At 73.5% G+C, this 26,804-nt stretch carries 23 protein-coding genes; 8 read left to right on the top strand and 15 right to left on the bottom strand.

Annotated elements, in window-relative coordinates; all coding sequences use genetic code 11:
- Nucleotides 1-823 precede the first annotated feature (823 nt).
- Together AB0O21_RS08185 and AB0O21_RS08180 are read right to left on the bottom strand one after the other, a co-directional pair.
- Nucleotides 824-1,555: a phosphatase PAP2 family protein gene (locus tag AB0O21_RS08185; protein ID WP_365167710.1), complete on the bottom strand. Its 732-nt coding sequence runs from the start codon at nucleotides 1,553-1,555 to the stop codon at nucleotides 824-826.
- Between the two features lie 146 nt (nucleotides 1,556-1,701).
- Nucleotides 1,702-2,661 carry an alpha/beta hydrolase gene (locus AB0O21_RS08180; protein ID WP_365167708.1) on the bottom strand — a complete coding sequence of 320 codons (960 nt, stop codon included), beginning with the start codon at nucleotides 2,659-2,661 and terminating at the stop codon, nucleotides 1,702-1,704.
- A 229-nt stretch (nucleotides 2,662-2,890) separates the two neighbouring features.
- Here AB0O21_RS08180 and AB0O21_RS08175 point away from each other — a divergent pair, with 229 nt between their 5' ends.
- A complete protein-coding gene (locus AB0O21_RS08175; protein WP_365167706.1) occupies nucleotides 2,891-3,340 on the top strand; it encodes an ATP-binding protein in 450 nt (149 codons plus the stop codon).
- A gap of 64 nt (nucleotides 3,341-3,404) precedes the next feature.
- Here AB0O21_RS08175 and AB0O21_RS08170 read toward each other — a convergent pair whose 3' ends face one another.
- From AB0O21_RS08170 to AB0O21_RS08155, 4 genes are all read right to left on the bottom strand, one after another.
- Nucleotides 3,405-4,520, bottom strand: a complete 1,116-nt coding sequence (locus AB0O21_RS08170; RefSeq protein ID WP_365167704.1) for an ABC transporter substrate-binding protein — start codon at nucleotides 4,518-4,520, stop codon at nucleotides 3,405-3,407.
- 118 nt (nucleotides 4,521-4,638) lie between these two features.
- A complete protein-coding gene (locus AB0O21_RS08165; RefSeq protein ID WP_365167701.1) occupies nucleotides 4,639-6,339 on the bottom strand; it encodes an ABC transporter ATP-binding protein in 1,701 nt (566 codons plus the stop codon).
- Nucleotides 6,336-8,144, bottom strand: coding sequence for an ABC transporter ATP-binding protein (locus tag AB0O21_RS08160; RefSeq protein WP_365167698.1), 1,809 nt, complete (start codon nucleotides 8,142-8,144; stop codon nucleotides 6,336-6,338). The genes AB0O21_RS08165 and AB0O21_RS08160 overlap by 4 nt, the downstream gene beginning before the upstream one ends.
- 66 nt (nucleotides 8,145-8,210) lie before the next feature.
- A complete protein-coding gene (locus tag AB0O21_RS08155; protein ID WP_365167696.1) occupies nucleotides 8,211-9,653 on the bottom strand; it encodes an MFS transporter in 1,443 nt (480 codons plus the stop codon).
- Between the two features lie 137 nt (nucleotides 9,654-9,790).
- Between AB0O21_RS08155 and AB0O21_RS08150 the strand changes: the two genes are divergently transcribed.
- Nucleotides 9,791-10,468, top strand: coding sequence for a TetR/AcrR family transcriptional regulator (locus AB0O21_RS08150; RefSeq protein ID WP_365167694.1), 678 nt, complete (start codon nucleotides 9,791-9,793; stop codon nucleotides 10,466-10,468).
- A gap of 49 nt (nucleotides 10,469-10,517) precedes the next feature.
- Here the strand turns inward: AB0O21_RS08150 and AB0O21_RS08145 are convergent, their stop codons facing one another.
- The 3 genes from AB0O21_RS08145 to AB0O21_RS08135 are packed head-to-tail and all read right to left on the bottom strand — an operon-like array spanning nucleotide 10,518 to nucleotide 13,239.
- On the bottom strand, nucleotides 10,518-11,372 hold the full coding sequence (locus AB0O21_RS08145) for a DMT family transporter (RefSeq protein WP_365167692.1): 855 nt from the start codon (nucleotides 11,370-11,372) through the stop codon (nucleotides 10,518-10,520).
- Between the two features lie 47 nt (nucleotides 11,373-11,419).
- Nucleotides 11,420-12,247: an alpha-L-glutamate ligase gene (locus tag AB0O21_RS08140; RefSeq protein ID WP_365167690.1), complete on the bottom strand. Its 828-nt coding sequence runs from the start codon at nucleotides 12,245-12,247 to the stop codon at nucleotides 11,420-11,422.
- The gene (locus AB0O21_RS08135; RefSeq protein ID WP_365167688.1) at nucleotides 12,244-13,239 is read right to left on the bottom strand and encodes a hypothetical protein; all 996 of its coding nucleotides are present in this window, start codon (nucleotides 13,237-13,239) and stop codon (nucleotides 12,244-12,246) included. Before AB0O21_RS08135 ends, AB0O21_RS08140 begins: the two co-directional genes overlap by 4 nt.
- A 193-nt stretch (nucleotides 13,240-13,432) precedes the next feature.
- Here AB0O21_RS08135 and AB0O21_RS08130 point away from each other — a divergent pair, with 193 nt between their 5' ends.
- The gene (locus tag AB0O21_RS08130) at nucleotides 13,433-14,164 is read left to right on the top strand and encodes a hypothetical protein (protein ID WP_365167685.1); all 732 of its coding nucleotides are present in this window, start codon (nucleotides 13,433-13,435) and stop codon (nucleotides 14,162-14,164) included.
- Nucleotides 14,165-14,589: 425 nt separating this feature from the next.
- On the opposite strand, the gene AB0O21_RS08125 is transcribed toward AB0O21_RS08130, so the two are convergent.
- From AB0O21_RS08125 to AB0O21_RS08115, 3 genes are all read right to left on the bottom strand, one after another.
- Entirely contained in the window at nucleotides 14,590-15,318 is a 729-nt protein-coding gene (locus AB0O21_RS08125; RefSeq protein WP_365167683.1) for a zf-HC2 domain-containing protein, read from the bottom strand.
- Nucleotides 15,315-15,929, bottom strand: a complete 615-nt coding sequence (locus tag AB0O21_RS08120) for a sigma-70 family RNA polymerase sigma factor (RefSeq protein WP_365167680.1) — start codon at nucleotides 15,927-15,929, stop codon at nucleotides 15,315-15,317. Before AB0O21_RS08120 ends, AB0O21_RS08125 begins: the two co-directional genes overlap by 4 nt.
- Before the next feature lie 83 nt (nucleotides 15,930-16,012).
- Complete coding sequence (locus tag AB0O21_RS08115) at nucleotides 16,013-17,011, bottom strand: DUF1996 domain-containing protein (RefSeq protein WP_365167678.1); 999 nt, start codon at nucleotides 17,009-17,011, stop codon at nucleotides 16,013-16,015.
- Between the two features lie 122 nt (nucleotides 17,012-17,133).
- Here AB0O21_RS08115 and AB0O21_RS08110 point away from each other — a divergent pair, with 122 nt between their 5' ends.
- From AB0O21_RS08110 to AB0O21_RS08100, 3 genes are all read left to right on the top strand, one after another.
- The gene (locus AB0O21_RS08110) at nucleotides 17,134-17,871 is read left to right on the top strand and encodes a DUF1838 family protein (RefSeq protein WP_365167676.1); all 738 of its coding nucleotides are present in this window, start codon (nucleotides 17,134-17,136) and stop codon (nucleotides 17,869-17,871) included.
- 428 nt (nucleotides 17,872-18,299) lie between these two features.
- Nucleotides 18,300-20,060 (top strand): S8 family serine peptidase, encoded by a 1,761-nt coding sequence (locus AB0O21_RS08105; RefSeq protein ID WP_365167674.1) that lies wholly within the window; start codon nucleotides 18,300-18,302, stop codon nucleotides 20,058-20,060.
- A 237-nt stretch (nucleotides 20,061-20,297) separates the two neighbouring features.
- Complete coding sequence (locus tag AB0O21_RS08100) at nucleotides 20,298-23,081, top strand: LuxR family transcriptional regulator (RefSeq protein ID WP_365167672.1); 2,784 nt, start codon at nucleotides 20,298-20,300, stop codon at nucleotides 23,079-23,081.
- 42 nt (nucleotides 23,082-23,123) lie between these two features.
- On the opposite strand, the gene AB0O21_RS08095 is transcribed toward AB0O21_RS08100, so the two are convergent.
- Together AB0O21_RS08095 and AB0O21_RS08090 are read right to left on the bottom strand one after the other, a co-directional pair.
- Complete coding sequence (locus AB0O21_RS08095) at nucleotides 23,124-23,534, bottom strand: rodlin (RefSeq protein ID WP_365167670.1); 411 nt, start codon at nucleotides 23,532-23,534, stop codon at nucleotides 23,124-23,126.
- Nucleotides 23,535-23,686: 152 nt separating this feature from the next.
- The gene (locus tag AB0O21_RS08090; protein WP_365167668.1) at nucleotides 23,687-23,878 is read right to left on the bottom strand and encodes a DUF5302 domain-containing protein; all 192 of its coding nucleotides are present in this window, start codon (nucleotides 23,876-23,878) and stop codon (nucleotides 23,687-23,689) included.
- A 233-nt stretch (nucleotides 23,879-24,111) separates the two neighbouring features.
- Here AB0O21_RS08090 and AB0O21_RS08085 point away from each other — a divergent pair, with 233 nt between their 5' ends.
- Entirely contained in the window at nucleotides 24,112-25,473 is a 1,362-nt protein-coding gene (locus tag AB0O21_RS08085) for an FAD-dependent oxidoreductase (protein ID WP_365167666.1), read from the top strand.
- The gene (locus AB0O21_RS08080; RefSeq protein ID WP_365167664.1) at nucleotides 25,359-26,255 is read left to right on the top strand and encodes an NAD(P)-binding domain-containing protein; all 897 of its coding nucleotides are present in this window, start codon (nucleotides 25,359-25,361) and stop codon (nucleotides 26,253-26,255) included. Before AB0O21_RS08085 ends, AB0O21_RS08080 begins: the two co-directional genes overlap by 115 nt.
- A gap of 3 nt (nucleotides 26,256-26,258) precedes the next feature.
- Here the strand turns inward: AB0O21_RS08080 and AB0O21_RS08075 are convergent, their stop codons facing one another.
- On the bottom strand, nucleotides 26,259-26,771 hold the full coding sequence (locus AB0O21_RS08075) for a DUF664 domain-containing protein (RefSeq protein WP_365167661.1): 513 nt from the start codon (nucleotides 26,769-26,771) through the stop codon (nucleotides 26,259-26,261).
- Nucleotides 26,772-26,804: the final 33 nt, after the last annotated feature.

The raw sequence follows: 26,804 nt of genomic DNA, 5'->3' as shown, positions 1-26,804 counted from the left end.
GGCCAGGCCGGTCGCTCCTGTTGCGCCGTTCTGGCCCGTGGTGCCCGTTGCACCCGTCGCGCCTGGGGTCCCGGTCGCACCCGTGGCACCAGCGGGGCCCGCCGCACCCGTGGCACCAGCGGGGCCCGCCGCACCCGTGGCACCAGCGGGGCCCGCCGCACCCGTGGCACCGGCGGGGCCCGCCGCACCCGTGGCACCGGCGGGGCCCGCCGCACCGGCTGTGCCCGTGCCGCCGGTCGGGCCCGTGGGGCCGGTAGCGCCAGTGGCGCCCGTTGCACCGGTCGGGCCGGTTGCGCCGGTTACGCCCGCCGCTGTCGGGCCGGTCGGGCCGGTGGGTCCCGTGGCGCCGGTCGGGCCCGTGGCCCCCGTCGCGCCGCGCGGGCCCGCCGGCCCGGTGGCGCCGTGCGCGCAGGGGTCGTGGTCGCCCCGCAGAGCCGCTTCCGCCAGGTCAGGGGCAGCGAGCGGGTGGGGGCGGTGGGGGCGGCAGTCGTCGTCCCGGCCCGAGGGGACCACCGCGCTCCTGCGGGCCGACCTTTCGAAGCCCTGCGCCACGGCCACCGCAGGGCTCGCCATCCCCACCAGGACCAGGGCCAGCGAGGCCATGGCCCCGCCCGCGATCCATCTTCGGCTTCGGGGGAGCGGGCCGAGAGTGGACTTCGTCCAGTATTCAGGACACATGCGCTGCTCCTCGAAGAACCGACCGGGTGGCGCCCCGAACGAAAGGTCGGGCTTTCCCCGCCTCCATCGGTCCGCGGATTCCGCGGCTTGAGACCGCCACCGGAAAGATCAACACATTGGCGCAGCCGAGCGGCCCCGCTCCCGTTCAGCCGTCCCGGCCCACCCGTGCCCGCTCGGCCGCCCCCCGGCGGCCGTGCGTACGTACGCCTTCCCGGGCCAGCGCCGGCTGGAAGATCCACCACGCCAGCAGCCCAGCCCCCGCGCCGGCGGCCGCTCCGGCCACGGTGTCGGTGAGCCAGTGGGCGTGCAGCCAGGTGCGGCTCCACATCATCGCCAGCGTGAAGGCCGCGCCCCCGAGCCACCACGCCCGCCGTCGGGCCGCCGGGACCAGCAGGACTCCGACGGCCACGACCAGCAGCGCCGCCGTGGCCGCGTGCCCCGACGGGAAGGAGCCGTGGTCGACGCGGACCAGCGGGTTCGCCGGGCGGGGACGGTCCACCAGGTGCTTCAGCGCCTGCACCACGAGCAGGTTCCCGCCCAGGTACACGGCGAGCAGGAAGCCGGCCGACACCCACCGCCCGCGTACCAGCAGCAGGATCAGGAGGGCCAGCGGTACGAGGGCGCCGACAGGGCCGCCGAACCAGTTCAGGGCCGAGGCGACCGCCGCGTACAGCCCCTCGTGCGGGCCGCCCATCCAGGCCAGCCAGCGGTCGTCCAGGCCCTGGAACGGCGGTTCGGCGACGTCCGGGCGGACGACGAGCGCCGCCAGTCCAGCGGTTCCCAGGAGTACGAGGGCCAGGAGGAGCACGCCTGGACCGCGTGCCGTATCGCGGCTGCCGGGTCTGGCGGAGGGGGCGGTGGCGGTATTGCCGGACATGAACTGCCTCTCGCGGCCGGGGGAGTGACCGCGGCCGTGTGTGCGGTGAGTGGTGGGTGCGGGGAGCGGAGCCGTGCGGTGCGACGGGGCGAGGGCGTCGGGGGGTGCGGCCGAGCCGCGCCCCCCGACGTGCGGCCGGGTCGGCCTCAGGCCCGTGTGCCGAGGTGCCCGGCCAGGAAGGCCACGCCCTCGTCGACGATCGCGACGATGTCCGGGGAGCCGAGGAAGATGTGGTCGGCGCCGTCCACGGGCCGCAGCGTGACCTCGCCCCCGGCGCGCGTCAGCGCCCCGGCGAGGGATTCGCTCTGGCTGTAGGGGACCAGGCCGTCCCGGGTCCCGTGCACCAGCAGGAACGGCGGCGGGTTCGAGCCCTCCGCGTACGTCACCGGGCTCGCGGCCCGCGCCAGCGCCGCGAACCCGGGGTCGGACGCGGCGGCGCCCAGCAGGGCCTCGTACGGGTCGGGGAACTCGGCCCCGGACGGCATCGCCGGCATGGGGTGCGCCGACAGGGCCACGAGGTCGGAGACGCCGTACCAGTCGACGACGGCCAGCACCCCGGTCTCGCCGGAGCCGACGCCGTGCGCGCCCTCCAGCGCCGGGCCGTCCGGGCTGCCGGGCCCGACGAGCCCGGCCAGCGCGGCCAGGTGGCCGCCCGCCGACTCGCCCCAGACCCCGATGCGGTCCGGGTCGATGCCGAGGTCCCCGGCGAACCGGCGGACGTAGCGGATCGCGGCCTTCACGTCGTGCAGCTGCGCGGGGAAGGGGGCTTCGAGGCTGTGCCGGTAGTCGATGGAGACCAGCGCGAGCCCGGCCGCCAGCACCGCCCCGTGCAGCAGCGGGGCGGGCACGGTCGGCGGCGGGTAGCGGCGGTCGCCCTCCAGCCAGCCGCCGCCGTGGATCCAGACGACGGCGGGGAACGGCCCCTCACCGGCGGGCACCTGTACGTCGAGCAGCCGGGGGCGGTAGCCGGGCGTGGTCGCGTACGTGATCCCGTCGAAGCGCCGTACCCCGTCCGCGCCCGTGACGGGCGGCACGGGGGACTGGAACGGCGGGGGCGGCCAGGTCATGTCGGCGATGTCGAACCCGGCCGGAGGAGATTGCGTCATTGCGGCCCTTCCAAGGCGGAGTGGAGCCCGGCGGGGCGGGAGCAGGCTTCGCGGCGTTTGTCCGGAATGCTTGCGCGAGCCACCGGGGGAGGCGTAACGTGTTACACGTGTAATCAAGGACTCTAGCGACGTGTTTCCGCTGACCACAAGCCCCGAGGCGATCAGAGGCCTCTACCAGTTACACGAGTAGCTCAGCGGCTGCGGCGCCGGCCCTCCCCGGGAGTACGACATGCACACCATCACCCGCAGCTCCGCGATCCCCGCACCCCAGGCGGCCCGCAGCTTCGTCCAGTGGGTCGTCGACCCCGTTGCCGAGAACGTTCCGCAGGTCAGGGCCCGCGTGCGCGCCATCCTCGAGGGCTGGTGCGTCCCCCTCGGGGCGGCCGACGCCCTGCTGCTGGCGGTGAGCGAGCTCGTCGGCAACGTCGTCCGGCACGTGGGCGTCGGCCGCATGCGGGTCGGCCTGAGCTCGGCCGGGGGCTGGCTCCGCCTGGAGGTCGCCGACCAGGGTGCCGCGCTGCCGCGGCTGCCGTCTCCTCGCGAGCCGATGGACCCGGAGGCCGAGGACGGGCGAGGACTGGTGATCGTGGAGCTGCTGACCGCCGAGCTGGGCGGTCGGATCACCGTCACCGCCGGCGAGTTCGGGAAGTCCGTCCGCGTGCGCATCCCCGCCGCCTGACCTCCACGCCGGTCCGCGCCTGCGGCGCCACCGCCATGGGCCCCCGTGAGTCCCGCCCGGCCCCTCAGCCGGCGTGCAGGACCCGGAAGCGGCCGGGTGCCGCGGGATCCCGGTCGACGACCTGCACCGGTGTCCACGCCCACTGCCACACGCCGATGCCCGGCGTGCGCGAGAACCGGATCTGCCCCCGGGTGCCTTCGACCGCGACGCGCGGCCAGGAGGCGGCGATGCCTGCGCGGTCCGCGTCGCCGTGGGAACGCAGCACTTCGGCGAGTACGGCGATCGTGTCGTAGCCCTCGAAGGCCACGAAGGACGGCGGTTCGGCCAGCCGCTCGCGCAGGGCCGCGCCGACCCGGACACCGAGCGGGCCGAGCCGCTCGGGCAGGTAGCGCAGGAACGGGATCGCGGACCCCTCGTCGCCCAGCGACCTCGCCCATCCGGCGAACTCCGGTTGCCCGGCAGGAGCGCCGATCAGGACCTCGGCGAGGCGCTGGTCGCGCCGGACGGCCTGGACGATCGGCACGGCCGGCTCAGGGGTGCCGACCAGCAGGAGGAGGGCCGTCGCGCGCTGCTCGACGAGCGCGTCGCATAAGGCCGCGGGGGAGAGGGCGCGCGCATCGAGTTCGATGACGGTGCCGCCGCGTGGAGTGAGGTGGTCCCGCAGGATCCCGGCCCCCGAAGCCCAGTACACGCTCGGTTCGGCAGCGACGGCGATGCGGCTGTGGCCTGCGCCGAGGAGGAAGTCCGCGTAGATCCGCCAGCCGTGGGACTGCGCCGGAGCGAGGCGCGCGACCCATTCGGTCGGCCGTTCGGTGAGCGCGTCGAGAACAGCCGACGAGCAGAGGAACGGCAGGCCGAGGGCGTCGGCCCGGGCGGCCGCGGCCCGGGCGACGACACTGTGGTACTCGCCCGCCACGGCAGCCACGCCCAGGCGGTCCAGTTCCTCCACGGCCGCCTCGGCCTGCCGCGGATCGGCCGCCGTGTCCCGGACCACCAGCTCGAGCGGCCTTCCGTCGATCCCCCCGGCGTCGTTGACCTCGTGAACGGCCAGCTCGAGACCGGCGAGCACGTGCCGGCCCGCCTCGACCCAGCCGGGCCGGGACAGCGGAACGAGGGCGCCGATCCTGACGGATGATCCGTCAGTCCGATGCGCACCGGCCGGAGATGGTGTCGTGCTCATGTGCTGGCGTCTCCTGTGTGACGAGGTGGTGCGGGCGGGTTGCCGGATCGCAGCATTGCATCCACGGCCGGCGCGAACGGGCAAGCGATTATCAGCGGCCCTCCGCAGGCCGGCGCCCTCACGTCAGGGAGAGGTTCCAGAAGCCGGCGTAGCGGCCACCGCGGCGCACCAGCTCGTCGTGGCCGCCTTCCTCGGCGATCCGGCCGCCGTCCAGGAAGACGACGCGGTCCGCGCGCCGGACGGTCCGCATCCGGTGCGCCACCATCACCACCGTCCGGCCCGCCATCAGGCGTTCGACGCCCTCGTGGACCGCCGTCTCGTTCACGGGGTCCAGTGCGGAGGTCACCTCGTCCAGCAGCACGATCGGCGCGTCCTTCAGCAGCGCCCGCGCGATCGAGACGCGCTGGCGCTCACCTCCCGACAGCCGTGCGCCGCCCTCGCCGACGTTCGTCGCCCACCCGTCGGGCAGCCGCTCGATCACCTCGTCCAGCCGCGCCGCGGCGGCTGCCGCCCGCACCTCGGCATCGTCCGCGCCGGGACGGCCGATACGGACGTTCTCCTCGATCGTGCCGTCGAAGAGGTAGACGTTCTGGAAGACGATGGCGATCCGCGACATCAGCACCTCGGGGTCGATCGCGCGCACGTCCACGCCGCCCACGCGCACCGCGCCCGCGTCCACGTCGTACAACCGGGCGAGCAGGTGCAGCAGGGTGCTCTTGCCCGCACCCGACGGTCCGACGACGGCGAGCCGCTGCCCCTGCGGAACCGACAGCGTCACGCCGTCGACCACGGTGCGGTCGCCGTGCCGGAACGAGACGGACTCGAACTCCAGGTCGTGGCGCTCCGGCCGGACCGGTTCGGCGGCTTCGGGCAGCGGCTCGGCGCGCAGGACCGCGTCGAGGCCCGCCAGTACGCTCCGCGCGCCCCGGAGCCGGCCGCCGATGTCCGACAGCGACAGCAGCGGATCCGCGCTGCGGGCGGCGAGGACGAGGATCGTGAGGACCTCTGCCACACCGGTCTCCCCGCCGAGCGCGAGGTAGGCGCCCAGGGCCAGCAGGACGGTGAACACGGCCTGCACCGTGAGCGTCAGGCCCAGCGCGCCGGGCAGCGACGACAGCGTGGAACGGCGGGAGGCGCGCTCGACGTCCGCGAGCGAGTCGTCCAGCAGGCGGAAGCGCTCCGCGGACCGGCCGCCCGCCCGCAGGACCGGCTGCAGCTGGACGTACTCGATGACCCGCCCGGTGGCCTCCTGGTCGCGTGCGGCGCGCTCGGCGTCGTCCGCCGCCATCGTGCGTCCCGTCCGGATCTGGATGGCCGCCACGACCGGTACGGCGGCCAACGCGGCCAGTCCCATCTGCCAGTTGAAGGCGAGCATCACGGCGACGATCGTGAGGGGAGTCACGACGGCGGAGACGAAGGGTGCCAGCAGGTGCGCGATCGTGCCCATCGCCTGGAGGACGCCCCGGCCGGCGAGGACGGACACCTCCCCGACGCGGCCCGCCTCGTACCAGCCGATGGGCAGCCGCGCCAGGTGTGCGCCGAGCCGGTGGTACAGGCCGCGCAACAGCGAGGCCCCGACCCGGAAGCCCGACAGGTCGCTGATGTAGCGCAGCGCCGCGTAGACCGCGATCGCGCCCCCGAACGCGAGCAGCCAGGGCCAGGCGTCTTCGGGAGTGCCCCCGAGCAGTGCCCGCAGCACCGGCACCAGCAGGGCGTACGACAGCCCCTCGGCCATCGCGGTCGTCACCATCAGGGCGACGGTGCGGCGCAGCGGCCGGGCGTACTCGCGCCCCAGCACACGCAGCAGCATGCGGATCATCGGGACTCGTCTCCTCGGTGGGATTGCCAGAACGCGGCGAACTTCCCGTTCTGGGCCAGCAGTTCGGCGGGCTTGCCGCGCTCGGTGACCGCCCCGTCCTCCAGCATCACGACGGTGTCGGCATCGGCGACCGTCTCCAGGCGGTGGGCGATGACGAGGATCGTCCGGTCGGGCGCCAGCGTCGCCAGGGCCTGGCGCACCGCGCGCTCGGTCTGCGGGTCGGCGAAGGCGGTCGCCTCGTCGAGCACGAGGACGGGCGTGTCGGCGAGCAGCGCGCGTGCGAGGGAGATCCGCTGCGCCTCGCCGCCCGACAGGCCGGCGTCCTCGCCGATCACCGACTCGTATCCGCGGGGCAGTTCGAGGATCCGGTCGTGGATGTTCGCCAGCCGGGCGGCGCGCACCACGTCGTCGAGGTCGGCGTGCGGGACGGCCAGCGCGATGTTGTCGGTGATCGAAGCGCGCAGCAGCCTGACGTCCTGGAAGACGAAGGAGACCTTCCGGTAGAGCTCCCGGCTGCCGAGTTCGCGCAGGTCGACACCGCCGAGGAGGACCGAACCGGCGGTCGGGTCGAAGAACCGCGGCAACAGCTGGACCAGAGTGGACTTTCCGCTCCCCGACGGCCCGACGAGCGCGGTGACCGTCCCCGGCTCCAGCACGAGGTCGATGCCGCGCAGCACCTCGCGGCCGGCTTCGTAGGCGAACCGGACGCCGCGCAGCTCCACCCGGTGGCCCTGTGGTGCGAGCGGGTGCGCCGGCTCCGGCAGCGACCGCACGTCCAGCACGTCGCGGATCCGGCCGACCGCGCGTCGCGCGGCCTGCATCTCGTCGAAGCCGTGGCCGAGGGCCGCCACCGGGGCGGTCAGGCCCAGCCCGAGCAGCAGGAAGGGCAGCAGGTCGGCCGGGGCCAGGCCGCCGTTCACGATCAGGGCCGTACCGCCGGTCAGTACGACGAGCAGCACGAACGGCGGCGCCAGTACGAGCTGCATCCCCGCGGCGATCCTGGAGAGCCCGTGCACCCAGCGGTGGAACGTGCCGACGAACTCGTCCGCGGCCGTGAGGAACGCGCCGTGGGCCCGCCCGGCTCCGCCGTACGCCTTGACCACCGGGATGCCCTGCACGAACTCGACGACGGAACTCGAGATCCGTCCCATGGCCGCGTCGAACTCCTCCTGCTCGCGCAGCCGGGTCGGGGTCATCATCAGGGGGACCAGGGCCACGGCCAGCACCACCGGGACCAGCGTGATCAGGGTGAGCCGCCAGTCGATGGTGAAGAGGTAGACCAGGGACACCAGCGGAACCACGAACGCGGAGACGAGCTCGCCGGGGGTGTGGGCGATGAACGGGTGCACGGCACCGACGTCCTCACCCACCACCTTGGCCAGCTCCCCGGTCCGGCGCCGGGAGAACCAGCCGATCGGCACGCCCCCCAGCCGCTCGGCCAGTTGCCGCCGGAACGCCAGCTGGACCCGGCCGTCGAGGATGTGCCCGATGCCGGACGACGCGGCCGTGAACAGCAGCCGGACGAACAGGCCGACGGCGCCCGCGATCACGACGTTCCGGACGTGACCGTGGTCGACCGGTCCGGGCGCGGGCAGGGTGCGCCCGAGTTCGACGACCGCCAGCAGCGGTGCCAGACCCGCGAGGGCGCCGATCACCTGCAGGGCCACCACGGCGGCGAAACTCCGGGCATGGGGGCGCAGCAGCCCCGCGATGCTCCGTCCTGCGGTGTGCTGTCCGGTCGCGGGACCGGCGTCCGGAGGTGGCGCGGACTGCTCCCTCGCCTCGGCGAGGCCGGTGGTGGTCATCGTTCTCCCGTTTTCGTCGATGTCGTCGCGGCCGTGCCCGTGGTGGGCCGACGGCCGACCGTCCGCTCAGTCCCGGGCGGGGACCAGGTCCCGGTCTTCGGCCCGCTCGCCCGGTGACGGAGGGCCGGTCCGGCGCAGTACGGCGAGTGCGACGAGGACCGCGGCGAGCAGGAGCGTGGCGCTGAGCGTCAGCCCGAGGGCGTAACCGTCGGAGAGGGTCTCGGGTGTGGTGGTCCGGCCGGTGCGGTCGTGGGCCGCCGTGCCGAGCGCGGCAAGTCCGAGTGCGGCGCCGATCTGGCGTGAGCTGTTGAGCAGGCCCGAGGCGGTGCCGGTCTCGTGCGGTGCGACGCCGGCGGTGGCGGTGGCGACGAGCGGTGCGAGGCAGAGGCCGAAGCCGACGCTGGTCAGGACCGAGGGCCCGAGCACGTCGGTGGCGAATGTTCCCTCGGGGCTGATCAGGCCGAACCAGGCGAGCCCGGTCGCGGTCAGGAGCCCGCCGGCCACCAGGAGGGTGCGGGGAGCGAGACGGTAGCCGAGTTTGACGGCGATCACAGAGCCGACGACCACTCCGAGGGCGAACGGCAGGAACATGGCCCCGGTCCGCGCCGGCCCGTTCCCGAGCACGTGCTGGATGTAGAGGGACAGGAAGTAGAAGGTCGAGGTCATGGCCGCGCCGACCAGGAAGATGTAGGCGTTCGCACCGATGACCGCACGGTTGGCGAACAGGCCGAGCCGGACGAGCGGTTCGCGGGCCGTGGTCCGCTCCACGTGGATGAAGGCGGCGAGCAGCGCGGCGGCGACCGCCAGGGTTGTCAGGGTGACCGGCGAGGTCCACGCGTACCGGTCGGTCCGGACGACCCCGAACACCAGCAGGGTCATGCCCGCGGTCGCCAGGACGGCACCGAGGACGTCCGGGCGGCCGCTGCGCGCGGACGGCGGTCCGGCGGCGACACCCCGCCGGACCATGGCCAGCGCGGCGGCGGCCATCGGTACGTTCACGAACATCACCCAGCGCCAGCTCGCGTACTCGGTGAGGACGCCGCCCATCAGGACGCCGAAGGCGCCCCCGGCGGCGTTCATCGCGCTCCACACTCCGAAGGCCCGGACGCGGGCCTTGCCGGTGGGGAACGTCGTGGTCAGCAGCGACAGTGCCGCCGGAGCCAGCGCGGCGGCCCCGACGCCCTGCGCGGCGCGGGCGGCGACGAGCTGGCCGGGCTCCTGGGCGAGTCCGCCGAGTAACGAGGCGACGCCGAACAGGCCGAGACCCAGCAGCAGGACCCGCTTTCGGCCGTACCGGTCGGCGGCCTTGCCGCCGAGCAGGAGCAGCCCGCCGAAGGTGAGGGCGTACGCGTGGATCACCCAGGTCAGGCCCACCGCACTGAAGCCGAGGCCGGCGGCGATCTGGGGGAGTCCGACGTTCACGACCGACAGGTCCAGCGACACCATGAACTGCACGACGGCCACTGCTGCGAGCGTGAGCCCTGGCCGGGCCCCCGACCTATTCGTCATCACGAACTCCGTTCCAGGTGTTGCCCAACGACTTTCCGAACATGTTCCGAAAGTAGCACGGGGTGGGCCGGTGTGAACACGGAAGGCTGATCCGGACCCGTTTCACGGCTGGGGCGGCGGGGCGGCATGATGGGACGATGTCCCGAGCGCCCGCACCGCACGGCCGCACCGGCCGGCCCCCCGTGACCTCCCGCGCGCAGATCCTGGTGGCCGCCCGTCGGCTCATCGACCAGGACGGCTGGGAGAAGCTGACGATCCGGCGCCTGGCCGCCGAGCTCGGCATCGGAGCGACGACCCTGTACCACCACATCCGGAACAAGGACGACCTGCTGCTCCTCCTGCTCAACCAGCACGTCGCGCAGAGCGGGCGCCCCCCGCTGCCCGATGACCCGCGGGAGCGCGTCGTCGCCGCCGCCACCGCCATGCACGACGCCCTCGCGGCCTGGCCCTGGGCCGCGGAGGTCCTCGCGGCCGACGGGTTCGTCGGCCTCCTCGACGAGTCGGCGATGTGGATGGTCGAAGCCATCGTGGCCGGGGCCGACGACCACGGATGCACGCCCGAGCAGAGCGTCGACGTCTTCCGCAGCATCTGGTACTTCACCGTCGGCGAGGTCCTGGTCCGCGCCCAATCCGCCCGTCGGCAGGCCCAGGGCAAGCCCTTCGCCGAGCGCGACGACCTGGACCCGTCCCAGGTGCCCCACCTGGCCGCCATCGGCGTCCGATGGGCCGGCCTGGCGGCACGGGACATCTACCCCCAGGGGCTGCGCACCTTCGTCGACGCGCTGTTCGCGCAAACGCAGGCGTCCACGCGGTGAACACGGTCGCGATCACGCACTCGAAGACGGACTGCAAGCCGCCGGGGCATCACGGCGCGCCTTCGCCCGCCCGGGCCACGGCCAGCACTCCCGCGCAGATCAGGCCCACGCCCAGCAGCTGGGGGAGCAGCCACCAGTCCGAGCGCAGGTGCTCCTCGTAGAGCAGCACGCCCAGCGCGACGCTCACGCTCGCGTCGCCGAGGGTCAGGGCCGGCTGGGAGGCGACCAGCGGGCCGCCCTGCATGGCATGTTCGAGCAGCAGCAGCGCGCAGATCCCGGTCGCGCCGAACGCGTACGTCTCCCAGGAGGTCAGGAACGCGCCGAGACCGCCCTCGTCGAGCACGTGCACGGCGGACTTCATCAGGGCCGCCGTGAGCGCGTAGCAGACGGCGGTGGCCGCGCCGAGGCAGCCCGCCCGCGCCCGGCCCGGCGGGCGGCGCAGGCCGGTCACGGCCGGCGCGGCGACGGCCGCCGCACACGCCGCCAGGGCCAGGATCCACCGGTCGAACGGGACGTCCGTACGGTTCCCCTCGGGCGAGGCCGCCGCCATCGCGACCCCGAGCCCGGCCACCAGCACCGCCACGGCCAGCCACAGCGCCCCCGGCAGCCGTTGGTGCCCCAGCAGCGACGCGATCAGCAGCGCGAGCGGCAGCTCCAGCACGAACAGGGGCTGTACGAGGGCCAGTGCGCCGGTCGCCAGCGCCAGGGCCTGGCCGACCCCGGCCGCGATGACCGCGAGGATCCCGCCGATCCACAGCGGCCGCCGCAACAGGTCCAGGATCAGGCCGAACCGGAAGCCGTCGCTCTGCGGCACGGTGAGCGCGGCCCGGCGCTGCAGGACGGTGGCGAGCGCGTTGGAGAACGCCGCGAACACGGCGAAGAAGACCGGCAGGACGACGCCCATGCCCCGATCCTCACCGATCCCGCCGCCCGCCGGGGCCGCGACACCCCCTAGCGGGTGGCGCGGGTCCGCCGGGTCCGGCCGGTCCGCCCGGTCGCGCGCCGCAGCGCGAGCGCCGCCAGGGCCTCGGGGGCGCCGGCCTGGCCGCGGATTCCGGGGAAGGCGTTGACGTCCACGATCAGCGGCTTCCCGTCGCCGAGGTCGATGATGTCCACGCCGTAGACCTCCAGCGCGAACACCGCGCCCGTCTCGCGCACCAGATCGGCCCAGCCGACGGGCAGTTCGTCCAGGGGCAGCGAGCGAGTGGGCCCCCGGCCCTCGGGGGAGAGCTCGGAACGGCGCAGCGCGCAGAAGACCTGGTCCCCGATCGCCCAGAGCTTGTGGTCCCAGCCGCTGTTGGGGGCGAACTCCTGCACCACGACCGGCTCGTGCGGCCAGGCCTGTGCCAACTGCCGCAGCCCGCCGTCATCGTCCACCCGGGCGACCAGGTCGCCCCGGCGGCTGCTCCGGCTCTTGACCACCACGGGGGAGGCGAGCGCGGCGCCGGACGCCCATGCCGCGAGGGAGTCGTGGGTGCGGGTGGCGGCGAAGGGCAGACCCGCCGCCAGGGCGAGCTCCGCCATCAGGGTCCGGTCCTGGCACCGCGCGGTGGCCGCGGCGGAGTTGACCACGGCCGCGCCGCGGGCCTCCAGTTCGCGCGCGAGCCGCAGTGCCCGCTCGGTGCGCGACTTCAGCAGGTAGACGTCGGCGGGGCGGGTCGGCGCCCCGTCCGGCGCCGCCGGGTCGAGCACCTCGACGGTGTGCTCCGGCTCCAGCAGGGCGGTGGCGGCCGCGAGCAGCGGATGCCCGGGCTCCGGGGTGATCAGGCCGACCCTCACGCGCCGTCCCCCGCCCGGGCGGAGACCGGCGCCGTCGGGACCTGAGCCGTCGGGAGCTGAGCCGACGGGGCCTGAGCCGGCGGGGCCTGAGCCGGCGGGGCCTGCGTCGACGTCGCCTGTACCGGGATCGACACGGGCAGGGTGCACGGCAGGACCTGAGCGGGTGCCGGCCGCCCGGCCGTGCCCGCCCGCGCCAGATCCAGCACCGCCCCGGCCACCCGCGCGGCCGCCTCCGGCACCTGCCGGAAGCTCGGGAAGTCGTTCACGTCGACCACCACCGGCCCGTCCGGACCCAGCAGCACGTCCACCCCGTACAGGTCGAGCCCGTACACCGCCCCCACCCGCGCCGCGATCTCCGCGACCTCCGCCGACAGCGGCACGCGCCGCTCCCGTACCGAGGCGTCGGGATGCAGCGGGGAGCAGCGTTCGGTCGCGAACAGCTCGCCGCCGACCCCGTACACCTTGATGTCCGTACCGCGGTTGGGCACGTACGGCTGCGCGATGAGCATGCCCTCGCCCGCGAGTACGGGGAGCAGCTCCTCCAGCCGCCGCGGCGAGGACACCAGGTGCACGCCCCGCCCCGAGCTGCCGTCGGCGGGCTTGACGACGAGGGGGTACTCCGCCGCCGGTATCTCCCGCAGCAGCTCGGGGCCGGCCACCGCGTACGTGGTCGGCAGTGGGAGTCCCTGCCCGCGCCCGATGGCGGCGGCCAGCGCCTTGTCCCGTACGCCGCGGATCGCGCGGGCGTCGTTGACCGTGGTCATCCCGGCCGCGGCGGCGGCTTCGAGGAGGGTCAGCCCGGGCCCGCCGGAGACCGTCTTCAGCACCCAGGCGTCGTGCGCGCCCGCGTCGACCACCTCGCTCATGCGCAGCAGCGATCCGCCCGGCCGCACCACGTCGACCCGGTGCCCCCAGGCGGTCAGCTGCCGGATCACCTCGTTCGGCATGCCGTCATGGCGGTAGTGCTCCTCCACCAGGAAGCAGAGCCTCATGGACCTTCCCCATATTCCGCGGACGTCCGCCGATCCCGTCCGGCGAGTTGTGAGGCCACAGGATGTCATGAACCGCAATGTGATGATCGGTCCAGGCCTGCCCGGGTGCCGCACCGCCGGTCCGCACGCCCCGCCCACGGATCCGGCCGAAATCCCGGTGAATCATCGGACGATCGGCTGCTACGTTGAGCGCGTGCCGAAGCTGAATCAGATCATCGCCGTCGAAAAGGGCGTCAAGTCCAAGTCCCTCTCGGAGCTCACCCAGGCTCACCACGACGTGCAGAAGCCCGCCCTGCTGGCCGGCATCTCGCGGACGTACCAGCCCAAGGACGAGGAGGGCGAGCAGCTGCCGCCCGAGTCCACCCGGGTGCAGATCAAGGCGGAGGACGTGCTGCGCGCCACCGCGGGAACGCTGACGCGGCTGTTCGACGTGACGGCGACCAAGGACTGGGCGAACCGCAGCGCGGCCGCCGACGTGGTCGTGGACGGGAACGTCCTGCTGCCGCAAGTGCCGGTCCCGTACCTGCTCTTCCTCGAGAAGCAGCTCACCGATCTGCACACCTTCGTGCGCAAGCTGCCGGTGCTGGACGCCTCCGAATCCTGGAACCTGGACCCGTCCTCGGACTCCTGGAAGACGGACCCGGTGCGCACCGTCCGCACCAAGAAGGTGCCGCGCAACCACGTCAAGGCCGAGGCCACCGAGAAGCACCCGGCTCAGGTCGAGGTCTACTACGAGGACATTCCGGTCGGCTACTGGACGACCGTGAAGTTCTCCGGCGCACTCCCGGCCCGCCGCGTCAACGAGCTGCTCGACCGCGTGGAGAAGCTCCAGCAGGCCGTGAAGTTCGCCCGCGAGGAGGCCAACAGCACCGAGGTCACCGACCAGCGGGTCGGCGACGCGGTGTTCGGCTACCTGTTCAGGTAGCCCCGAAGACTCCCCCCGTATGTCTGCGGGGGGTGCGCGAGAGCGCAAGCTGAAACTGATGTTGAAGCTGAAACAGGGGTGTCAGTTGGGGGTTCGAATCCCTCCCCCGGCATTGACGAGCCGGGGTGGCCCAAGCCGGTAGAGGCGGCCCCATGAATCTCAGATTCTCGCTCCAGTCTCAGTATTCGCCGCCGAACGCCGGATCGACCGAGCGTGGACGATCATCGATGGATGGGGGTTCAAGTCCCCTCTGCGCCTCTCCTCGTGGCGCGGTAGTTCAAAGGCAGAACACATCGATCTAAGAATGATCCGCGACTCTTAAACGTGCCGGTGTGCGCAATTGGGTGGCACACAGGAGCCCGGGAGCTGGATATGCTCCCGGGCTCCGTCACGCCCGCTCCACCGGGCCCGCCCCGCAGGGCCCGTCAGACCGGTACGGACACGAACGCGCGGCCCGCCTCGTTCTCCACGAGGATCTCCTTGACGGCCGACGGGTCCACGGCCGCCGAGCCGTCCAGCGACGCGCCCTTGCCCTCGCCGCTCGAAGCGCTGCCCACGACCCAGCCTCCGGCGGTGGTGCGCGTGCCGTCCTTGGCGACCACGACCAGCCGGCACCGCTCGCCCGCCGGCACGCCCGTGACCGCCGCGTTGAGCCTCACCCACTTCGCGGCCGGGGTCATCTGTACGGTGATCCGCGCCCCGGAGACCGGATCTGTCGCGGAGGCCACCCTGGTCCCGGGCACCTGCGTCGCCGGAGGAGCCGCCGTCACCGTCGGGGACGGCAGCGGGGGCACGGCGACAGCGCCTTCGTCACCGGAGCCGAGCTGCGTACCGGCCCAGAACACGGCGGCCAGCGAGGCCGCCGCGGCCAGGGCCGCGAGCCCCGTGCGCCGGCGCCGCCGGCCCTCCAGCTCGCCGCGCATCTGCCGCAGGGTCCGCTGGAGCAGCAGGTCCCCGCCCTGCGGGGGTCCGTCCAGGAACGCCTCCTCGGGCACCTCGCCGAGCGCCGCCTCCATCTCCCGCAACGCGGCCACTTCCTCCCGGCACCCCGCGCATCCGCTCAGGTGCTCCTCGACCCGGCGGACCTCCTCCTCGTCCAGCACGCCGAGGACGTACGGGCCGAGCAGTTCCTCCTCGTGCAGCTGCCGGTTCATGCCACCACCTCACGCAGTCCGGCGGGCTGCTGGGGCGGCCTGCCCGATCGTTTGCCGTCTCTGAAACCGTTCTCCCTGCCTCCGCCGCCGTCGGTGAAGAGCTCGCGCAGGGCCTTGAGCGCGTAGTGCGAACGCGATTTGACCGTACCGGCCGGGATGCCGAGGCTGTCGGCGGCCTCCGCGACGCTCAGCTGCCCGTAGTACAACGCCGTCAGCACGTCCCGGTGTTCCGGGGACAGCCGGTCGAGGGCGCCGAGGACGGTCATGGTATCCACCACGGACTCGGCGTGGTCCGCCTCCACCGGGGGAGTGGCCGAGACGCCGGAGACCTCCGGCGGCCGGGCGGCCTTGGCCCGGTACCGGTCGGTGATGATGTTGCGGGCCACCGTGAGCAGCCAGCCGCGCACCGAACCCTTTCCGTTGACCAGGACCTCGGAGTGCCGCCAGGCCCGGATGAGCGTCTCCTGGACCACGTCCTCGGCGGCTGCCCGGTCCCCGGTCAGCCGGGTGGCGTACGCGAGCAGGGCGTGGCCGTGCTCCTCGTACACCGACTTGATCAATGCCTCGTCGGTCGAGCCCCGCCGAGTGCGGGGCCACAGTGGTCCGGCCATCTCACCCTCTCCGTCTTCCTCGCTTCGGTCGTGCGCTCGGAACACGCCGCCCGTACGGACCCGGTTCAGGTGACGTACGTCACTCAAAGGCGGCAGTCGCGGCCCGTGTTGAGGCAGTCGACGACCCCGGCCATCCGGCCGTCGGCCATCGCGTTCACGAACATGGCGTGGTCCGTGCGGGGGCTGTGGCGCTGTTCGGAGAAGGAGTCGAGGGCGATCGGCGCGCCCGCGGGGACCTCGTAGGCGAGGGTGAGCCGCAGTTCGGGCACGGGGAAGGTGCCCCTGGGGCAGGCGCCGCCCGCCCCCGGGAACAGCAGGTGCGAGCGGTGCCCGGCGGAGGCCGTGTCCAGGCCGTTCCAGCAGCTCGGGAAGGCGAGGGTGCGGGTGACGCGGTCGCCGGCCGGGCAGCGCGGGTAGCGGGTGGTGGAGCGGTCCGGGGAGCCGGAACAGCCCCACCGGGCCCGGACATCGGCGTCGGTGCCCGCGGTGAACGCCACGGCGTCGCCCGTCATCGCGCGCAGGAACCGCGGCATCGGCACCACCTTGCTCACCGGGTTGCCGCGGAACTCCACCCGGACCGAGGCCTCCCGCAGGATCTCGCCGGCGTTGCCGTGCCCGGCCGCGGTCTCGTGCGCGAGGGTGCCCGGCCGGTCGGTGCGGCGCAGGACCGGCCAGTAGTACGTGGACCGGTCGCCGCCCGTACAGCTGGTGGCGGCCGCGTCCAGGGAGGCGTCGGTGGACATCGCGTCCGCCGAGAGGTTGCCCACGTACGCGTGCGTGTGGTGGGCGCCGGACCGCAGGCCGGGGGAGACCACCAGGTTGTCCTCGTTGTAGTGGCCCTCCTCGTTGCGCCCGCACTCCACCAGCACCGACCCCGCCGAACCCTCGGCCCCGGCGGCCGGAGCGGGAGCGGTGGAGGGTGAAACGTCCGCGATGTCCACGTAGTCGGAGGGCGCCGGCCCGGCGGACCCGTGCCCCGGCCGCGGGCCGGCCGCTCGCGAGGCCCCCAGGACGGCGGCGAGCAGCCCGCCCCCCAGGACCAGGCAGATGACGAGCGTGAGCAGTCGGCGTTCGTTCCCCATGGCGGTCACGGTTGCCGGTGGCGCCACCGCAGTCAACCTGGCATCCGCATGCCGGGCGCGGTTCCGCCGGGGGCGCGAGGCGCTCTTGCCCGGAGGCCCGGCGGGTGCGCAGAGTACGGCTCATGACACCTGCCCAGCTCCTGAATGCCTTCGCCCGCACCCGCGCGTCGCTCGACGGCGCCGAGGTCGCGTTCTGGTGGTCCGGTGACGTCCACGCGTGGGGCCCCGGGGAGCCGTACCGGCGGCTGTTCGGGTTCGAAGGGGTCAACGTCGCCCGCCTCCTGCCCGACGAGGAGACCGGGGGCTGGCAACTGCTCACCCGGGAGGCCGCGTTCTACCTGGACCCGGTGAGCCGGGAGATCCTGGAGACCTGGGAGGACAAAAAGGTCGTCCACGTCTGGAACGACCCGGCGAACCAGCGGCTGCGGCCATTCCCCGTGCCCCTGACCGAGCTCGGCGAGCAGGTCTGCTTCAGCCTGGAGATCCCGCTCGCCTATCCTTCGCCGCTGCCGGTCGCCGAATTCCCGCTGAACTCCGCGGACGACACCTACCGGGCCCTGGAGCTCTTCCAGTTCTTCGCGCCGGCCGCCGTGACCGCCACCGACGCGCCGAGCGTGCCCGCCACCATGTCCTGGACCCGGATGTCCCCCTGGCTGCCCTGGATGGAACAGGGCCCGCGGCCCGGCGGCCTCGCGTTCCACTGCCGGGGCCGCAAGCTCGCCTCCTACGCCGAGGTGCCCGAACGCACCCGTGCGTACATCGCGGCCCACGGGCCGGAGTTCGCCCGGGCCCCGGAGAAGTGGACCGAGCCGAACGAGACCAGCTGGACGTACTTCCGCAAGCTCGCCGAATCCGGCTGAAATTCGACCGGACGTCCGGCCGGGGCACCCCGCCGCACCTCCCGCCGAACACCCCCCTTAGTATCCGGCGAGGGGGTCTCCGGGGGCCGGACAAGGGTTTTCCCCGTATCCAGTTCATTCCCGCGTTGCCTAATGTCTGCCCATCGGCGATCTTCCTCCAGGACGGTCGGACCCCACGCCAACCCCACATGGCGTGAATCCGCACCTCCTGGTGGTCCGCCGGTACCGCCGTTGCCCTGCCCCGCCGTCGAGGCCGGAGCGACGTGGCGCGCGGTGGCGGCCGGGGCGAGTTCGACCAGCTCGCTCCCGGCCCCGCAGCGCCGCCGGTTCACCTCCCACACTGCACCGACCGGCCGCTCCGGTTTGTCCGGAACCGGCCCGCGAAAGGGAACAAAGTGCACGCATCCAGACGTCGTAGGCTCATATCCGTGGCGGCCGTCTCCGTCACCCTGCTCGCCGGCTCCGCCACCGCTTCCGTGGCCATCGAGACCCCCGCCGGGGCCCCGGCCGCCGCGGCCGGCACCGCGCCGGTGGAGAACCTCATCGTCGGATACAAGTCCTCGGCCTCCGAGGCGAGTTCCAACACCGCGGCCGCCGCCGACGCCACCTCCAAGGGGAAGAAGGCCGGCAAGAAGGCGAAGTTCGACCGTCGCCTCGGCACCGGCGCCGCCCTCGTCAACCTCGGCGGCACCGTCGCCCCGGCCGACGCGGCCAGCGTGATGGCCCAGTTCCGCGCCGACCCGGACGTCGCCTACGTCGAGGTGGACTCCCGCGCCTACGCCCTGGCCGTCAACCCGAACGACACCGAGTACGCCAAGCAGTGGGACCTCTTCGAGCCCACCGCCGGCATGAACGTTCCCGCGGCCTGGGACAAGACCACCGGCTCCGGCGTCACCGTCGCCGTGATCGACACCGGCTACGTGGCCCACTCGGACCTCGCCGCCAACGTCGTCGCGGGCTACGACTTCATCTCCAGCTCCAGCGCCGCCCGTGACGGCAACGGCCGCGACAGCAACCCGGCCGACCAGGGCGACTGGAGCGCGGCCGGCGAGTGCGGCACCGGCTCCAAGGCCAGCGACTCCTCCTGGCACGGCACCCACGTGGCCGGCACCATCGCGGCCGCCACGAACAACTCCAAGGGTGTCGCGGGCATCGCGTACGGCGCGAAGATCCAGCCCGTCCGCGTGCTCGGCAAGTGCGGCGGCGCCACGTCGGACATCGTCGACGCCATCACCTGGGCCTCCGGCGGCACCGTCGCGGGCGTCCCGGCCAACGCCAACCCGGCCAAGGTCATCAACATGAGCCTCGGCGGCTCCGGCGCCTGCAGCTCCACCTACCAGAACGCCATCAACGCCGCCGTCGCCCGCGGTACGACCGTCGTCGTCGCGGCCGGCAACAGCAACTCGGACGCGGCCAACTTCTCGCCCGCCAGCTGCGGCAACGTGATCAACGTCGCCTCCACCAACCGGACCGGCGACCGCTCGTTCTACTCCAACTACGGCGCGAGCATCGACGTCTCCGCCCCGGGCGGTGAGACCCGCCGCGCCACCGACACGCCCGGCACCGTCACCACCCCCGAGAACGGCATCCTCTCCACGCTGAACGCGGGCACCACCACCCCGGGCGCCGAGATCTACAAGCCCTACCAGGGCACCAGCATGGCCGCCCCGCACATCGCGGGTCTCGCCGCCCTGCTGAAGTCCGCGAACAGCGCCCTCACCCCGGCGCAGATCGAGTCCGCGATCAAGGACAACGCCCGCCCGCTGGCCGGCACCTGCACCGGCGGCTGCGGCACCGGTCTCGCCGACGCCGCCGCGTCCGTCACCGCCGTGACCTCGACCCCGCCCACCTCGGGCTTCGAGAACACCATGGACGTCGCCATCGTCGACAACGCCACCGTGGAGAGCTCGATCACCGTCAGCGGTGTCGCAGGCAACGCCCCGGCCGGCCTCCAGGTGGCCGTGAACATCGCGCACACCTACATCGGTGACCTCAAGGTCGACCTGGTCGCCCCGGACGGCAGCGTCTACACCCTGCACAACCGCTCCGGCGGCGGCACCGACAACATCAACCAGGTCTACACCGTCAACGCCTCCTCCGAGGTCGCCAACGGCACCTGGAAGCTCCGCGTGAACGACAACGCGAGCGCCGACACCGGCAAGATCGACTCCTGGAAGCTCACCTTCTAGTCCCCCGGTGCCGCATCCTGCGCTCCCGCCCGCCAACTCGGCCTGACGGAGCGATAGTACGGACCAACCGAGCCCGCGGACCTGCTGATACACCTCGTATCGGCAGGTCCGACGGGTTTTCCTGTCACGTGACTGATTTCTGCGTCACAATCGGGGCCCTCCCGCCGTTTGACCTCGTATTGTCGCGTCTCACAGGAAAGGCACAGGAGCTGGGGACCGAGAGGCTGGTGGCTGTGCGTGGTGGCGGCGACGGGGCACGCTGACACAAGTGTCGGACACGTTGAACTCATCAAGGCGGTCGACCGCGCGCTGACCACGCACGGCCGGGCGGTCCTCACGGGACCCGCCGGCGCCGGCAAGACCGAACTGGTGCGCGCCGTCGCGGCCGCGGCCGCATCGCGCCGCGAGACCGTACTGCGCCTGGCTCCCGAAGCCGCCGACCAGTGGATACCGGAGGCCTCCGCCGCGGCCCTGCTGGCCTCCGTGCCCTGCGCCGCCTTCGAGCAGCTCTCCGGGCCCCAGCGCACCGCCATCGCCCTGCTCTGCCGGGAGACGGAAGCCCCCCGGGCCGGCGGCCGCGACCACGTCGCGCTGCGCCTCGCCGTCGTCGAGGTGCTGCGGACGCTCGCAGCCCGCCACCCCGTCCTGCTCGTCCTGGACAACGCCCAGTGGATGGACGCCGAGAGCACCGGCCTGCTCCGCTTCGCGCTCCGCCTCACCCCGCCCCGGGTACGGGTCCTCGTCGCCGAACGCGTCCAGGACGGGGCCCCCGTCGGCGAATCCCTCTGCGGCCCCGGCACCCCGGCCGTCCGGATCCCGCCGCTCGGCGCCGACGAGGTCGCCGAACTCCTCGTCCGGCACGGCCTGCCCGCCCGCCTCGCCGGCCGCATCCACCAGGCCAGCGGCGGCAACCCCCGGCTCGCCCTCGCGCTGGGCCACTCCTTCGCCCAAGCCGCCGAGGCCCGCGACGGCAGCGCCCACCACGCCGATGCCCTGCCCGTCGCCGGCCAGGCCCGCGAGGTGGCCCGCAGACTGCTCGCCGAAGTCCCCGCGGAAGCCCGCCGCACCCTCCTCCTCGCCGCCCTCGCCGCCCGCCCCACCACGGCCCTGCTGCGCCGGGCCGGCCGCCCCGACGCCGAGGCGGAGCTGGCCGCGGCGGAACGGGCCGCGCTGGTACGGGTGGAGGAGGACGGCACCGTGGAGTTCACCGCCGGCGCGCTGCCCACCGCGCTCGCCGCCGACGCGGGGTGGCCCGAACGCGCCGCAGGACACGCGGCCCTGGCCGAAGCCGTCGGCGACCCCGTCCAGGCCGTACGCCACCGGGCGCTCGCCGTGGACGCCCCCGACCAGTGGCTCGCCGCCGAGATCACCGAGGCCGCCGCGGTCTGCCGCCGCCTGGGCCGGCGCGCCCTCGCCGCCGAACTGGGCCTGCTCGCCGCCGAACGCACCCCGTCCTGGCTGCCCGGCGAGGAACTCGCCCGCCTCGTCACGGCCGCCGAGGACGCGGGCTGGGCCGGCCGGGCCGACCTCGCGCGCCGGGCCACCCGGGCCGTACTCGCCCGCGACGCATCGCCCGCCGACCGGGTCCGGTCCCGGCTCGCCGTGATCGACGCTGCCGGACAGGCCCTCGGCACCCTCGACGAGACCTTCGCGTACGCCATGGCCGACGCCGCGGGGGACCCCTCGCTCCAGGCCGCGGTCCAGCTGCGCATGGCCTGGAAGCACAACCTCAGCGACGGCGACCCCGTCCGCGCCCGCGACGCCGCGGCCCGGGCCGGAGCCCTCGCCGCGCTCGGCGGCGACCAGGTCGCCGAAGCCATGGCGCTGACGGTGCGGGCCCGGATGGGCCGCATCCTCGGCGACCCGGGCGCCGAGGCGATCCTCGCCGAAGCGCTCGCGCTGCCCGCCCCCGAAGTCCCGCTCGGCATGCGCAACGCGCCCCAGTACCTCGCCGTACGGCACGCCCTCTTCGACGACAGCCTCGACGACGCCCGCCGGCAGCTGATGGTGCTGCTCCCGGCCGTCCAGCGCACCGGCTCCGCCGAGGACGTCTTCGAGGTGCTGCGCAGCCTCACCGAGGTGGAACTGCGCGGCGGCCGCTGCGAGGCCGCGTCCGCGCGCGCCCGCCAGGCCCTGGAACTGACCATCGAGGCGGGCCTCTCGCCCGGCCCCGCCTGGTACCTCGCCGCGATGGCCGAGGCCGCGGGCGGCAGCTTCGCCCGCGCCGCCGGATACGCCCGCCGCGGCATCCAGGCCTCCCGGGAGGAACGGGACCAGGTCTTCCTCTCCCGCAGCCTGCACGCGCTCGGCCTGGTCGAACTGGCCACCGGAGAGGCCGCGAAGGCCGTCGCCACCCTGCGCCGGGTCGCCGAACTGGAAGCCGCCCAGAAGGTGGCCGACCCCTCGATCCTGCGCTGGCACGGGGAGCTCGCCGAGGCCCTGGTCGCCGCCGACGCACCCGACGAGGCCGCCCGGCTGATCGACCCGGTCCGCACCGTCGCCGTCGGCCTCGGCCGCACCGGGGTCGTCGCCGCCCTCGACCGGGCCCGCGGCCTGTGCCTGTCCGCACAGGGCGACGCCGATGCGGCCGTCCACCTGCTGGAGGCCACCGCCCACCGGTTCGAGACCCTCGGGCTGCCGCTGGAACGGGGACGCACCCTCCTCACCCTCGCCCGCGTAGAGCGGCGCCGCCGCCGCCGCGCACCCGCGCGGGCCGCGCTCACGGCGGCGGCCGAGGTGTTCGGCCGGGCCGGCGCCGCGCCGTGGGCGGAGCTCGCCGGCGAATCCGCGGCGGGCGAGGGAACCCGTACGGAATCGGCAGCGGCGGCGGCCCTCACCGAGGGCGAGGCCCGGCTCGCGCTGCTCGTCAGCCAGGGGGCCAGCAACCAGGAGGCCGCGGCGAAGCTCTTCCTCAGCGTCAAGACGGTCGAGGCACGGCTGACCCGTATCTACCAGAAGCTCGACGTGCGCTCCCGGGCCCAGCTGGCCACCGCCCTGGCCAAACGGAACGCGCCGGCGTAGCGGGAGCTACGCCGGCGCGCGGGGTGGGCCGGAGCCCGGGGATCAGCTGCCGGAGGAGAGGTTGCCGGACAGGATCGGGATGTTGCTGGCGATGTGCGACGCGGAGTCGTCGCCCTTGGCCTGCGTCGAGTTCTCGGCGCACTGCTGGTTCTGCGGGTTGGCCAGGACGTTGATGTCCTGGACGCCCACGTTGACGAGCGCGAGGATCGACTGGGCGTTGACCTTGGCCGGCAGGCCGACGCAGAGCTTGTTGAGGGAGCCCTGGACCAGGCTCGCCTGCGGGCTCATCGCGCCACCGGTCTCCTGGTTGCCGTAGATCTGCGCGGCGCCGTTGCCGTTGACGGTGTTGACGCCGTTGTCGTTGCCGATCGCCATCGCCGGGGTGGCTACGGCGGCACCGGCGCCCAGGACGGAGGCGGTGACCGCGGCGCTGGCCATGAGCTTCTTGAACATGTGGGGGATCCTTCTGTCGCACTGTCGCATGAGATAGCTGCCCTCGGCGGGACGAGCTGATCAACTGCTGGCGGCGCCAGGGGTTATCCCCCCTCACCCGGGTGGCCCATTTGCCATACCGGGCCACCCGGTCGACCTCCCGTGGTCCGGGGTCAGCCGGTCTTGCGGCGCACCTTCTTGTTCTTGCCGCCGCCGCCGCTGCTGGTGCCGTGGACCTTCGCCCGGTTCTGGTGCGCCTGCTGGGACTGGGCATTCGCCGCGTTGCGGTCCAGGGCCTCCCGGAACTTGCGCTTGGCCGCCTCGGCCGGGGATTCGTCCTGCGGGGTCTGCGTCTCGTCTGCCATGTGTCCTCCTGGGGTGATCAAGCGATTTCAGTCTGTCAGTCGGCGCTCGCGCTGACCAGCGAGTTCGGTGAGTGCGACGGGTGCGGGAGGACCGGAGCACCCCAAGTGAAACTTGGGTAGGCCATAAGTCAGCGTTATGGGGGCATAAGACGGGACCGGGTGCTAGGTAAGGCTGCCCTTCGTTTAGGGTTCAGCATGATCCATGTTGCAGTCGCTCGAAGGGAACCATTGCCATGCCTCGCCCTCTGCGAGTAGCAATCGTCGGTGCCGGACCCGCCGGCATATACGCCGCTGACGCCCTGCTGAAGTCCGAGACCGCCGCCGAGCCCGGTGTCTCCATCGACCTCTTCGAGCGGATGCCCGCACCGTTCGGCCTGATCCGCTACGGGGTCGCGCCGGACCACCCCCGGATCAAGGGCATCATCACCGCCCTGCACCAGGTGCTCGACAAGCCCCAGGTCCGCCTCTTCGGCAACGTCGACTACCCGAACGACATCAGCCTCGACGAGCTGCGGTCCTTCTACGACGCCGTGATCTTCTCCACCGGCGCCACCGCCGACCGCGCGCTCGCCATCCCCGGCGTCGACCTCGACGGCTCCTACGGCGCCGCCGACTTCGTCTCCTGGTACGACGGCCACCCCGACGTCCCGCGCACCTGGCCGCTGGAGGCCGAGAAGGTCGCCGTGCTCGGCGTCGGCAACGTCGCCCTCGACGTCGCGCGCATCCTGGCCAAGACGGCCGACGAGCTGCTGCCGACCGAGATCCCGGCCAACGTCTACGACGGCCTCAAGGCCAACAAGGCCCTCGAGGTGCACGTCTTCGGCCGACGCGGTCCGGCCCAGGCCAAGTTCAGCCCCATGGAGCTGCGCGAGCTGGACCACTCGCCCAACATCGAGGTCATCGTCAACCCCGAGGACATCGACTACGACGAGGGCTCGATCGCCGAGCGCCGCAAGAACAAGCAGACCGACATGGTCGCCAAGACCCTGGAGAACTGGGCGATCCGCGACGTCGGCGACCGCCCGCACAAGCTGTTCCTGCACTTCTTCGAGTCCCCGACCGAGGTGCTCGGCGAGGACGGCAAGGTCGTGGGCCTGCGCACCGAGCGCACCGAGCTCGACGGCACGGGCAACGTCAAGGGCACCGGGCGCTTCACCGACTGGGACGTCCAGTCCGTCTACCGCGCCGTCGGCTACCTCTCCGACGAACTGCCCAAGCTCCCCTGGGACGTCGACTCCGGCACCGTCCCGGACGAGGGCGGCCGTGTGATCGAAGCCGGCGCGCACCTCTCGTCGACGTACGTGACCGGCTGGATCCGGCGCGGCCCGATCGGCCTGATCGGCCACACGAAGGGCGACGCGAACGAGACCGTCGCCAACCTCCTCGCCGACCACGCGGAGGGCCGCCTGACCACGCCGGCCGCGCCCGAGCCGGAGGCCGTCGAGGCCTTCCTCGCCGAGCGGAGCATCCGCTACACGACGTGGGACGGCTGGTACAAGCTGGACGCCGCCGAGAAGGCGCTGGGCGAGCCGCAGGGCCGCGAGCGCGTGAAGATCGTCGAGCGCGACGAGATGCTCGACGCGAGCGGCGCGTAACCGCCCCCGAGGGCCGGGACCCGAACGGAGTCCCGGCCCTCGCGCGTGGGGAATGCCGTGCGCGCCAAGGGAGTTCGTACAGGCGCGACACCCATCCCGCGCGCACTGGAGGGCTCATGAAGATCGGCATCATCGGCGCAGGCAACATCGGCGGCAACCTCACCCGCCGGCTCACGGCCCTCGGGCACGAGGTCTCCGTGGCGAACTCCCGCGGCCCGCAGACCCTGAGCGCCCTCGCGGAGGAGACGGGCGCGACCCCCGTCACCGTCGCCGAGGCGGCCCGCGGCGCGGAGGTCGTCGTGGTCACGATCCCCCTCAAGAACGTCCCCGACCTCCCCTCCGGCCTCTTCGCCGGGGCCGCCGGGGGCTTCGCCGTCATCGACACCGGCAACTACTACCCGCGGCAGCGCGACGGCAGGATCCCCGGCATCGAGGACGAGGGCCTGACCGAGAGCCGCTGGACCGAGCGGCAGCTCGGCCACCGTGTGGTCAAGGCCTTCAACGGCACCTACGCCCAGGACGTCCTGGACCGCCCGCGCCCGGCGGGCGACCCCGAGCGGATCGCACTGCCCGTCGCGGGCGACGACGAGACGGCGAAGAAGACCGTCCGCGCCCTCATCGAGGAGCTCGGCTTCGACTCGGTGGACGCGGGCGGCCTGGACGAGTCCTGGCGCCAGCAGCCCGGAACCCCCGTCTACGGCCTCCGCGCCGGAGCGGAGGCCGTGACGAAGGCCCTCGCCGAAGCCTCCCCGGTCCGCCCGGAGGACTTCCGGGCCCGCTGACGGCTATGCCCTGCGCTCCAACAGGCCCCGTACGAAGGCCGCCTGGCCGGCGTGCTGCCAGTTGTCGCCGAGGACGCTCACCAGGCGGACGCCCAGGGTGACCGGCGGGTCCCAGCGCTCGTCCACCACCCGCTCCAGGTCGGCGGCGGCGAGGCCGTGGACGAAGCGGACCGTTTGCGCGTGGACCGCGTCGTAGTACCCGAGCAGCAGGTCGGGCGAGTCGACCCGGACCGATCCGACCTGGCGCGCGGTGTGCCCGTACCCGGTGGACGCGGCGGGCAGGGGCAGGGCGAAGCGGGTAGCCCAGTCCTGGGACAGCCAGACCTGGTCCAGCTCCGCCGCGTCCGCGATGTGGTCGTCCTGGATCCGGGTCAGGTGCCAGACGAGCCAGGTGATCGAGTTCGCGGCCGGGTCGACGCGTGCGTTGAGCGACTGCGCCGGGAGCCCGTCCACGACCTCGTGGACGAGCTCCCGGATGCGTCCGAAGCCGTCGGCGATGACCTCCGTAGCCTTCATGCACCCACCATGCGGTGCCCGGCGGCCGACCCG

This window comes from Streptomyces sp. NPDC091371 (genome assembly GCF_040684275.1).
Lineage (GTDB): Bacteria > Actinomycetota > Actinomycetes > Streptomycetales > Streptomycetaceae > Streptomyces.
The sequence above is the reverse complement of the archived record's forward strand: the minus strand, read 5'-3'. Positions and strand labels throughout refer to the sequence as shown.